The organism is Myxococcus hansupus (assembly GCF_000280925.3).
GTDB classification, from domain to species: Bacteria; Myxococcota; Myxococcia; order Myxococcales; family Myxococcaceae; genus Myxococcus; species Myxococcus hansupus.
In genome coordinates, this window is the sequence record NZ_CP012109.1 from 3,223,931 (window position 1) to 3,233,117 (window position 9,187).

Consider the following 9,187-nt stretch of genomic DNA (forward strand, 5'->3'; position numbering starts at 1 on the left):
GTGATGCAACGGTCCGCGCCGGTGCGGGCGTGTCCCCCGGGGCGGAGCGGGCGGGCATGGGTGTTGCTTGATGTTCCAACGTGAAGTCTTCGTCCACTGCCCGTGCCCTCCTGCTCGGAGGAGATGCGTCACTCGGCTCGCTCCTCGAGGACGTGCTGGCCGAGCTGGGCATCGCGCTGGAGTCGAGCGCGGCCGCGGCGGACCGGCCGGACCTCGTGCTCGTTCACGTCGAGCGGGGTGAGAGCCTCCCGTGTCAGCTCAAGCTCGCCCGGGAGCTCTCCGCGCAGGGGCCCGTCATCGTGCTGGTGCCCTTCGCGGATGAGCGGCTGGTGGGACTCGCCCTGCGGCTGGGCGCCCGCGACTGTTTCGCGATGGGCAGCCCGCTCGACGAGCTTCGCAGGGTGTTGATGGCGCACGTCCCCGTGCAGCCGAGTCTGGCGTTCATTTCTCCCGGCGGGGCCGTGCCGCCGTCTCCTGGGTCCACCCATGATTGAGCCACTCGCCGTTCCCGCGTCGCTGCCTGGTTCTCCCGCGTTTTCGGAACGGCCGGCCGTGGCGCCGCCCGCGCCCTCCGAAGCACCGCTGTTCCAAGAGGCGGGCATGCTGGTGACGACCGAGCGGGTGGTGGCCCGGGGCAAGACGCTGCTGCTCGCGGACATCCAGCGCGTGGAGTCCGTGCGGCGCACGCCGCGCATGGTGCCTGTGATTGCCACGCTGGGCCTGTCCATGAGCGTGGGGTTGCCCGCCCTGTCCGCGCTGTCCGTCTCGGCCAGCGCGTCCCGGGGCGTCTACGAGGCCGCGCTGATTGCCGTCGTCCTGGTCATCTTCGGGTGCATCGCCCGGCTCGTGCTCGCCGAGGAGTCCTACCGGCTGATGCTCCACACCCGCGCGGGCGCGTGGCGCGTGCACACCAGCAAGGACGCGCAGGGCTCCATCCGGCTGGCGGGCCTCATCCAGGAGGCCGTCGCGGCGCGGCTGCGTCGCTGAGGCCTCGTTGCGTCAGGGCGGGGCGTGGCCCTTCAGCCGCTCCGCTTCGAGCGCGTCATGGACGGGGCGGCACCAGCGCTCCGCCAGCTCACGCGCGAGCGGCGAGACCCGCCGGGCCTTCTCCTGGGTGTCGTCCTCGAAGGGCAGCACCGGGTTCTTCGCGTTGCGCTCCAGCACGTCGCGCAGGCGCGCGTCGTCGTCGCCTGTCAGCGCCACGCCGAACAGCTCCGTGAGCAGCGGCATGGCTTCCCGCTGGAGCTGCCGGTGGTCCACCAGCCGCGCCGGAGCCTGACGCGCCTGGTAGCCCCGCCGCCCGGCCTCGCAGTAGGCCGCCAGCACGCGCGCGCCGTACTCGTCCAGGGGCATGCCCTCCAACTGTCCGGACGCCAGGCCCAGGTGCTCCGGCGGCAACAGCCCCGGCAACATGTGCGCGCCCCGGTGGTTCTGGTGTGAGGCCATGACCTCCACCGGGTCTCGGTAGAGGAACATCCACGGCACGCCGGGAAAGGCGCGCTGGAGGAGCGGAAGCTCCAGCACGTGCCACGCGTCCAGCTTGAGGAACACCGCGCGTTCGTCCGGATGGCGCTGCTGGCCCAACGCGCTCACCACCGCGCGAAGCCATTCGACGCGCTGCGCGTCGGTGAGACCGGGCAGCCGTTGATGCGCCCGCAGCACCGTGTCCACGGGACCCGCCTCGGAGAGGACGATGTTCCGGGGCAGCGCGGCCAGGAGCTGCGCCACCAGCGTGGAGCCGCAGCGGGACATGTGGAACACCAGCCCCCGCACGGGCAGCCCCGGCCGCCGGGCCTGCCGCGCCACCAGGTCCTCCATGGACGTCTGGTGCCGGAAGAGCATGGCGAACGGGTGGCGCAGGCGCCGCTCCAACGTCTCATCGAAGAACGGGTCGGTGAAGCGCTGGTCGCCCAGGTGGCACCAGTCCACGCGCAGCCGGCCTGCGTCCTCATGGATGCGCGCGGGCACCCAGCCTTCGAGCGTGGTCATATCCAGCGCTCCCGCCACGCCCGGCGGGCCTCGCGCAGGGCCTCCTGGACGTCCTCGGCGGTGAAGTGACAGCCCTGCGCAGCGCCCAACGCCACGGCCCGGGCGAGGAACGTGGCGGTGTCCGGTGTGTCGCGCAGGGCTTTTTGAAGCGCCGTGTCCTCGAGGACGCGCTGACGGAAGCGCTCGAAGGCCTCACGCTCCATGAATGGCTCCGGCGAAGACGTCGCGCAGCCAGTCGTTCAACGCGCAGTCCAGCACCAGGTGGACGCGGTCGGTGTCGCTGGGGTTGTCCACGCGGTGCGGGTGGTTGAAGTCCAGGTACCAGCACTCGCCCGGCTGGAGCACCACGCGCTCACCCGCCAGGAAGAAGGCCACGTCGGGGTGCGTGGTGACGGGGACATGGAGCCGCACCTCGCCGTCCGCGTAGCCCAGGTTGTAGTCGGTGTGCTCCCGGATGTGCGCGCCCGCCGCGAGCTTCAGCAGCCGCGCCGCGCCAATGGGGCACTGGAACGTGGCCAGCACGGCGCGGAACGCGGGACAGCGCGACAGCAGCGGCGTGTCGGCGTAACGCTCCCGGCCGGTGGGGTCCGGGTAGATGTGTCCGTCCCTGCCGCCGACGGAGCGGAGGGGCACGCCGCTCCATTCGCCTTCGTACTCGCGCTTGTTGAAGTGGGGCACCCACGCCTCGGCGGGGAGGCTCGCGAGCTCGTGCTGGAGCGGGGCCGCGTCGAAGTGGAAGGGCAGACGGAGGCGGTCGGGCACGGCGGTTGGCATGCGAGGCTCTCAGGTCAGGTGCGGCGGCCGCTGCTCCGTCTTCGCGCGGACGAGCGCCGCTTGCGCGCGGGCCAGGGTGCCCTGGGGATCTTCCTCACCCTCGACCGTGACGGCGGCCGTCACCAGTGGGGGGCTTCCGGCGGTGTCGTGGAGCCGTTGACGAAGCGTCTCCGCCTGCGCGGCATCCACGCCGGGGAGCGCCAGCAGGAATGCGCCGCCTTCCCACCGCACCGCGAAGCCCGAGGGTGCCCCCAAGGCCTCCAGGATGCGCGCGCCGTCGCGCAGCGCGGCGTCACCCGCGTCGAAGCCCTGCGCCGCGTTGATGCGGCTCAGTCCGGCGAGGTCGGCCAGCAGCACGCTGAAGGGCACACCGCTGCGGCGGCATCGGCCAATCTCACGCAGCACGCGCTCCTCGCCCTCGCGCCGCGTGTCCAGGCCCGTCAGCGCGTCCACCCGGACCTGGCGCTCTCGCTCCTCGCGCGAGGTGCGGGCGTTGCCCAGGTCGGAGAGCGTCAGCATCTGCGCCACGCCGCCGGGGATGGGGAAGGGCCTGGCCACCCAGCGCAGCCGCCGGGGCTGGGGCCGCTCCAGCGCGAGTGACAAACGGAGACCCCGGGAGGACTCCGCGGCCAGGTCGAGCTGCCGCAGCGTGCCCGCCGGGTCGGCGGTGAGGCCCGCCACGTGTTGGCAGAAGGCCTCGAACGTCATGCCCGGGAACGGCGTGGCGGGAAGTCCCAGCAGCTCCGTCAACGCGGCGTTGCTCGCGTGGGGCCTCCGTCCGGGCGCCACCAGCAGGGCGGGCACGTCCAGGGCCTGCACCGCTTCGCGCAGCAGCGACAGGGCCGTGGCTTCGGAGAGGCCGGGCTCGGCCTGGGCCTTCGCGGCGGCCAGCTTCGCCCGGCCCCGTTGCTCCAGGTCCTCGGCCACGCGGTGGGCGAGCTCCCGCAGGGCGGCCAGGTCCTCCGCGCCGAGCACGAGCGGACGCGTGTCGATGACGCACAGCGAGCCCAGCACCTCGCCCGTGGAGGTCTGGAGGGGCGCGCCCGCGTAGCTCCCCACGATGCCGTCGCGGACCAGCGGGTTGTCCCGGAAGTAGGGGTGGCGCCGGGCATCGGGCACCACCAGGGGCTCGCGGCCCTGCACCACGTGGTGGCAGAAGGCCCAGTCGCGCGGTGTGCCCCGGTCCTTCGCGAGCGAAGGCGGCAGGCCCACGTGGGCCTTGAACCACTGCCGCTCGCCCAGCACCAGCGTCAGCAGGGCCACGGGGACGCCGAACGCCTGCGCCACCTCCGTGACGAGCTGCTGGAGCTCGGCCTCGGGCGGCCCGTCGTCCACCAGCCGCATGGCGGCGATGCTCGCCAGCCGCTGCCGTTCCTGTTCGGCGGTGGGCTCTTCCAGGAGCGGCTGGGACGCGAGCTGTCCGCCGAGGACCCGCCGCAGCGTGTCCCGCATCAACTCCGCCGAGGCCCGGCGGCTGAGCAGCGCGTGAATGCCCAGCGTGTCCTTGAGCTGCCACGCACGCACGCGCAGCTCGTCGAAGGCCGTCACCACCACCACCTGCGTGTCCGCGGCGTCCTTCTGTTCGCGGAGCCACGTCAGCAGCGCGAAGCCATCCACGCGGGGCAGCGCCAGGTCCGTGACGAGCAGCAGGGGCGCGCCGCGCTGGCGCATCGTCTCCTCGGCCTCGGCGCCATCCCGGGCGACGACGCCCTCGAGCCCTTCCTCGACGACGAGGGACAACAGACCTGCGGCTCGCTGGGGATCGGGCTCGGCGATGAGGGCGTAGCGGACCATGGAGGAGGCTGGGATGCTGCCACGGTTGTCCGTGGGCTCAAGGCTTCGCGTGGAGGCGATGTTCGGCTAGTCCTGGCGCATCGCGTCGGTGCGAGCGGGAGGGGCCTCTCGCGACGCGGGGGCGGGCTCCACCGAGGCCTGGGGGTAGCGGATGAAGAGCCGGCGCAGGGCCCCGCGCTGCCGCCCCAGCTCCTCGGCGCGCGAGGCCGCGTCCACCAGCAGTACCCACGCCAGCCCCACCCAGGCGGGGACCAGCGGGATGAGCCAGCCCGGGTCCGCCGCCAGCCACGCCACCAGCGCGGTGTGCACCGCCGTCAGGGCCAGCGCGCTCCGGAGCACGGCGCCCAGCGTGCGCGCCCGCCGGCAGAGCAGCACGAAGCCGAGGAGCACCGCCGCGGTCTCCAGCACGCCCAGCAGCGCGACCCAGCCCGACGAGCGCATCAGCCGCCCCGAGCGCAGGTTGTCCAAGGCGAAGGCGTGAATCTCCACGCCGGGCACCGCCACCTGACCGGGGAGCGTGCTTTGTCCGTGCAGCCCCGTCGCGGTGACGCCCACGAAGACCGTCTTGTCCCGCAGCGCCAGGTCCAGTCCCACCGAGCGAGGGTCCGAGTGCAGCACGTCCGCCAGGCTCAGCCGGGGCAGCCAGTTGGGGGCGGGGAGGCGCATCAACGGCGCGCCGTGGTCCACGGCGGCGAACGCGCGCAGGGGCTCGGCCCGTTCGGGCGACAGGTGCAGCGCGGTGGCCAGCGCCAGGGAAGGCCAGGACTGGCCCTTCACGCCCACCGCGTAGGGATAGCGGCGGATGACGCCGTCGCCGTCCACGAGCATGTTCAGCGTGCCGCTGCCCCGCGCCGCCATTCGCAGCGGAGCGATGCTGCCCGCCACCTCCTGCGCCTGGAGCCGCAGCGCCTGGGCTGGCAGGGCCAGGGGCGTGCCGAGCGCGCCATCCTCCAGCGGCTGCATCACCGGGACATCGTGGGTGAGGGCGGCGGCGCCCAGGATGATTCCGTGTCCCTCCGAGAGGGCCTCCGCGAGCCGGGCGTCGCCGTCCCGGGTCCGCAGCCGCGCCTCCAGGTCCTCCGCCAGCGCCGCGCCCGCGGGTTGCTCCATCAACCCCGAACGTTGGAGCGCCGTCAGGATGTCCTCGCCCAGCTCCAGCGCGTCGCGCGGACCGGGCTGGTCGAAGACGACGTCCACCGCCACGGCGGCCGGACGCTGCGCGGCGAGTGCATGGAACACGCTGGCCCACGTCGCGCGAGACAGCGGCCACCGCTCGCCCAGGGACGCGAGCGCGCGGTCATCCACCTCCACCAGCACCAGGTCCTCGCTGGGAGGCACGGCGGGGAGCAGCCGACTCACCGCCTGGTCGTAGAGTGAGCGCTCGAGGAAGCCCGGCGCGCCGCCCTGGACCGCCGTCACCACCGCCAGCGCGATGCCCACGCACGCGCCCTGCCACCGCGACAAGGCGGGTGAGGGCAGACGGCGGGGGTCGCGTCGGCTGGGCTCGGCGGGGTGGGAGTCCATGGGCGGGGTCCCGCTGGGACGCGGGGCCCGGCCATCATGCGTGCCCGGATGGGCCCGCGCAATGCAGCAGTCTCAGGGCTGGACGTCGAAGGTGTAGATCTTCGAGGGGAAACCCACGAAGCCATCGGCGTCCACGGCCACCACCCGCCAGAACCACTTGCCCTGACGAGGTCCGGGGACCGCCAGCTCGGCGCCAGACGTGTCATACGTCTGCACGTCCGTGATGAAGTCCGCCGTGCGCGCCAGTTGGACCCGGTACGTCGACGCGCCTTCGAGCGGCCGCCAGGTGACCTTCGGCACGGCCTGGAACGAACCGCCGCGAGGCCCCACCAGCGTGGGCGCCGCGAGCAGCGGACGCGGAGGCTCGGGCGGTGAGCCCAGCTTCGCGCGGGAGCCCTGGCCGCCCGCGACTTCGACCTCCGCTTGCGCCGCGTTCAACGCCACCTTGCCTTCGAGCGTCTCCAGTCGGCTGGTGCCGTCGTCCTGGGTGGACACGCGGAAGCGCGTCCCTCGCACGCCTGCCACCGCGCCGCGGGTGCGGACCTCGAAGATGGAGCCCATGCCACCGGGCGCCGCGTCCGTCTCGACGGTGCCCCGCAGCAGGTCCAACTGCACCTTGCGCTGGAGGTTGGCCGTCAGCTCGATGGTGCCGACCTTGATGAGGCTGTCCGGCACCACGCGCACCACGCTGCCGTCCGCCAGGGCCAGCTCGGCCTGGGCGTTCGCGCCGGTGCGCAGCAGCTCCCCGGGATAGAGCGAGTCGCCCGCCGCCCTGGGGCTGAGCTGCGCCTCCGTGGCGCCCGCGTCGACCGCGCCGCTGGCCGCGCGCACCCGGGCCACCGCGGGCTGCGCCGGGCGTTCCACGTACGCGAGCTGGAGCTGTGACGGCTCACCCTCCACCGAGGCGGGGGCCACGGCCGACACGCGGGTGCGTGGCACGCCCGCGGCCACCAGGACCTCCGCCGCGCGCTTCGCCGTGGCCAGTCCCCGGCCGTCCAGCCGGTCCGCGTCGGGGAGCTTCGCCGCCACCGTCACCGAGCGGATGGCGGGACGCGCCAGCACGGCCTCCGCGACATGTTTGAGGCACGCCTCCGTCTCCGGGCCCTGTGGGGCCAGCGTCCGGCCAAACACCATCCGTCCACTTTCGAAGCGCAGCCCGCCACACGGCGCGGGTGCCGGTGCGGCGAGCGCGGGTGCACCCGCCAGGAGCACCGCCATCATCCAAGGGGCTGTCCGCATCAGTGCGTGCCTCCTTCCGTCGAAGGCTGGGAGACCTTCACGATATTGAATTCGACGCGCCGGTTGTTCTCGCGCCCCTTGGCCGTCTTGTTGGTGTCCACCGGCTTGGCCTCACCGTAGCCCACCGCCTCCAGGCGCTCCGCGGCGATGCCCTCCTTCACCAGGAAGGCGACCACATTCTTCGCCCGGCGCTGGGACAGGTCCAGGTTCTTCGCGTCGTTGCCCTGGTCATCCGTGTGTCCCTCGACACGCACCTGGAGGATCCGCGGGTTCGCCTTGAGGGTGGAGGCGACCTGCCGCAGCAGGCTGAACGAGCGGGGGAGAATCCGATCCCTGCCGGTGGCGAAGTACACCTTGTCCAGGATGACGATGCGCGCGCCCTCCACGCGCACCTGGGACTTGCCCTTGTCCGGGCAGCCGTCGTCGTCCTGGAAGCCGTTGATGGTCTCCGCTTCCAGGGGGCACTTGTCCACCGCGTCCGGGATGCCGTCCTGGTCGTTGTCGGGGTCGGGGCAGCCGTCCTCGTCCTCGAAGCCGTCAAAATCCTCGGGCTCGTTGGGGCAGGCGTCCTCGGAGTCGATGATGCCGTCGCCGTCGCTGTCGACCGGGGCGGGGGGCAGCGACAGGGCCGGCGGGGGCGCGGCGGGCGTGCCCTCCTGCGTCGGCGGCTGGTGGGCGGTCGGGTCATCCGGGCAGCCGTCCTCGTCCTGGAAGCCGTTGTAGGTCTCCGGCTCGGTCGGGCACACATCGACGACGTCGGGGATGCCGTCGTTGTCGTCGTCCGGGTCCAGGCAGTTGTCGTCGTCCTGGAAGCCGTCGTAGTCCTCCGGCCCCAGGTCGCAGGGGGGCGGCAGCGCCGCGGGCGCCGCCTTCGACACGGACGGAGTCCAGGCCACGCCCGCGAGCAGGCGGAAGGACGGCGTGCCGTAGCCGCGCGACAGGCCCGGCCCCGCGCCCACGTGGGCGGCCAGCCCGTCGATGAAGCGGTACTTCAGCGCGCCCAGGGCCTCCATGGGCCGCTGGGCCGAACCTGACTCATTCAACCCGAGCGCGCCCGCCAGGGTGGCCTGGGCGGTCAGCTTCTCGGTGAGGGGCACCTCGGCGCCCAACGCGTACGCCAGCTCATGGCCCACGCGCAGGTTGCGCAACTGCTCTTCGCGCCGGAAGTTGAAGCCCACGTTGGCCAAGAGGCGCACCGCGGTGGTGGCCCACTCCGCCACGAAGCGCGGCTGGAACGTCACGGTGTCCGAGCCGAGGAACTTCGCGCCGCCCGCGGTGGGCAGCGTCAACGGCGCCGTCACCGCGAGGTGGATGCCGCTGTCGGTGGAGAGCAGGCGGACCTTGGGCACCAGGCGCAGGTCGCCCACGCCGGTGGTGCCCACGCCGTTCGCCAGGTCCGGCGCGACGGCGGCCGCGGGCTCGGAGGTGGTGTGGGAGACGGGCAGCGACACACCCAGCTCCACCCGGTCGAAGAGGGAGATGGCGCCCATCAGGTCCAGCGTGAGCTGGCTGTCCACGATGCGGTAGAGGAACCGGTCCGCTCGGGGGTCCACGAGATTGAGCGGATCCTCCGCGTAGTTGAGCGACGCACCCAGGTTCCAGCTCAGGTGCGGCGCGATACGCGCGCTGTGCACGCCGAGCACGTCATAGGCGCCCGGGCCGGGCTTGTACTGCTGCACGTCGATGGCCTGCGATACCGAGGGCTGCGCGCTGGCGGTGGCCGAGGCCACCAGCAGCAATGCGGCGGCGAGCCGTGTCACGCGGCGGAAGAGGCTGCGCGGTGCGGTTGGGAGAACGAAGGTGAAGTGCATGGCAGGTCGAGGCTGGGACGGGCCCCGGTAGGAGCCGCGAAGGTTGGCACCGGCGG

Annotated in this window: 9 protein-coding genes; 2 read left to right on the forward strand and 7 right to left on the reverse strand. The window is 73.0% G+C overall.

What is annotated here, in order from left to right:
* The first annotated feature begins 80 nt into the window (after positions 1 to 80).
* Together A176_RS12665 and A176_RS12670 are read left to right on the forward strand one after the other, a co-directional pair.
* Positions 81 to 494, forward strand: a complete 414-nt coding sequence (locus A176_RS12665) for a DNA-binding transcriptional response regulator (protein WP_002638567.1) — start codon at positions 81 to 83, stop codon at positions 492 to 494.
* Positions 487 to 987, forward strand: a complete 501-nt coding sequence (locus A176_RS12670; RefSeq protein ID WP_044889103.1) for a DUF6232 family protein — start codon at positions 487 to 489, stop codon at positions 985 to 987. The genes A176_RS12665 and A176_RS12670 overlap by 8 nt, the downstream gene beginning before the upstream one ends.
* A 12-nt stretch (positions 988 to 999) precedes the next feature.
* Here A176_RS12670 and A176_RS12675 read toward each other — a convergent pair whose 3' ends face one another.
* The 7 genes from A176_RS12675 to A176_RS12705 all read right to left on the reverse strand — a co-directional run bounded on the left by A176_RS12675 (position 1,000) and on the right by A176_RS12705 (position 9,131).
* The gene (locus A176_RS12675; RefSeq protein WP_002638565.1) at positions 1,000 to 1,989 is read right to left on the reverse strand and encodes a sulfotransferase family protein; all 990 of its coding nucleotides are present in this window, start codon (positions 1,987 to 1,989) and stop codon (positions 1,000 to 1,002) included.
* Entirely contained in the window at positions 1,986 to 2,192 is a 207-nt protein-coding gene (locus tag A176_RS12680) for a Nif11 family protein (protein WP_002638564.1), read from the reverse strand. The genes A176_RS12675 and A176_RS12680 overlap by 4 nt, the downstream gene beginning before the upstream one ends.
* The gene (locus tag A176_RS12685) at positions 2,182 to 2,763 is read right to left on the reverse strand and encodes an aspartyl/asparaginyl beta-hydroxylase domain-containing protein (protein WP_002638563.1); all 582 of its coding nucleotides are present in this window, start codon (positions 2,761 to 2,763) and stop codon (positions 2,182 to 2,184) included. Before A176_RS12685 ends, A176_RS12680 begins: the two co-directional genes overlap by 11 nt.
* A 9-nt stretch (positions 2,764 to 2,772) precedes the next feature.
* Complete coding sequence (locus tag A176_RS12690; RefSeq protein WP_002638562.1) at positions 2,773 to 4,557, reverse strand: GGDEF domain-containing response regulator; 1,785 nt, start codon at positions 4,555 to 4,557, stop codon at positions 2,773 to 2,775.
* A gap of 66 nt (positions 4,558 to 4,623) precedes the next feature.
* Positions 4,624 to 6,081 (reverse strand): CHASE2 domain-containing protein, encoded by a 1,458-nt coding sequence (locus A176_RS12695; RefSeq protein ID WP_044889104.1) that lies wholly within the window; start codon positions 6,079 to 6,081, stop codon positions 4,624 to 4,626.
* A 72-nt stretch (positions 6,082 to 6,153) separates the two neighbouring features.
* Positions 6,154 to 7,320, reverse strand: a complete 1,167-nt coding sequence (locus A176_RS12700; protein ID WP_002638560.1) for a FecR family protein — start codon at positions 7,318 to 7,320, stop codon at positions 6,154 to 6,156.
* A complete protein-coding gene (locus tag A176_RS12705; protein ID WP_002638559.1) occupies positions 7,320 to 9,131 on the reverse strand; it encodes an OmpA family protein in 1,812 nt (603 codons plus the stop codon). Before A176_RS12705 ends, A176_RS12700 begins: the two co-directional genes overlap by 1 nt.
* Positions 9,132 to 9,187: the final 56 nt, after the last annotated feature.

Bases quoted from the DNA above. Each gene is read 5' to 3' on its own strand.
- A176_RS12670 (WP_044889103.1), top strand. From the start codon at position 487: ATGATTGAGCCACTCGCCGTTCCCGCGTCGCTGCCTGGTTCTCCCGCG.
- A176_RS12675 (WP_002638565.1), bottom strand. From the start codon at position 1,989: ATGACCACGCTCGAAGGCTGGGTGCCCGCGCGCATCCATGAGGACGCA.
- A176_RS12680 (WP_002638564.1), bottom strand. From the start codon at position 2,192: ATGGAGCGTGAGGCCTTCGAGCGCTTCCGTCAGCGCGTCCTCGAGGAC.
- A176_RS12685 (WP_002638563.1), bottom strand. From the start codon at position 2,763: ATGCCAACCGCCGTGCCCGACCGCCTCCGTCTGCCCTTCCACTTCGAC.
- A176_RS12690 (WP_002638562.1), bottom strand. From the start codon at position 4,557: ATGGTCCGCTACGCCCTCATCGCCGAGCCCGATCCCCAGCGAGCCGCA.
- A176_RS12695 (WP_044889104.1), bottom strand. From the start codon at position 6,081: ATGGACTCCCACCCCGCCGAGCCCAGCCGACGCGACCCCCGCCGTCTG.
- A176_RS12700 (WP_002638560.1), bottom strand. From the start codon at position 7,320: ATGCGGACAGCCCCTTGGATGATGGCGGTGCTCCTGGCGGGTGCACCC.
- A176_RS12705 (WP_002638559.1), bottom strand. From the start codon at position 9,131: ATGCACTTCACCTTCGTTCTCCCAACCGCACCGCGCAGCCTCTTCCGC.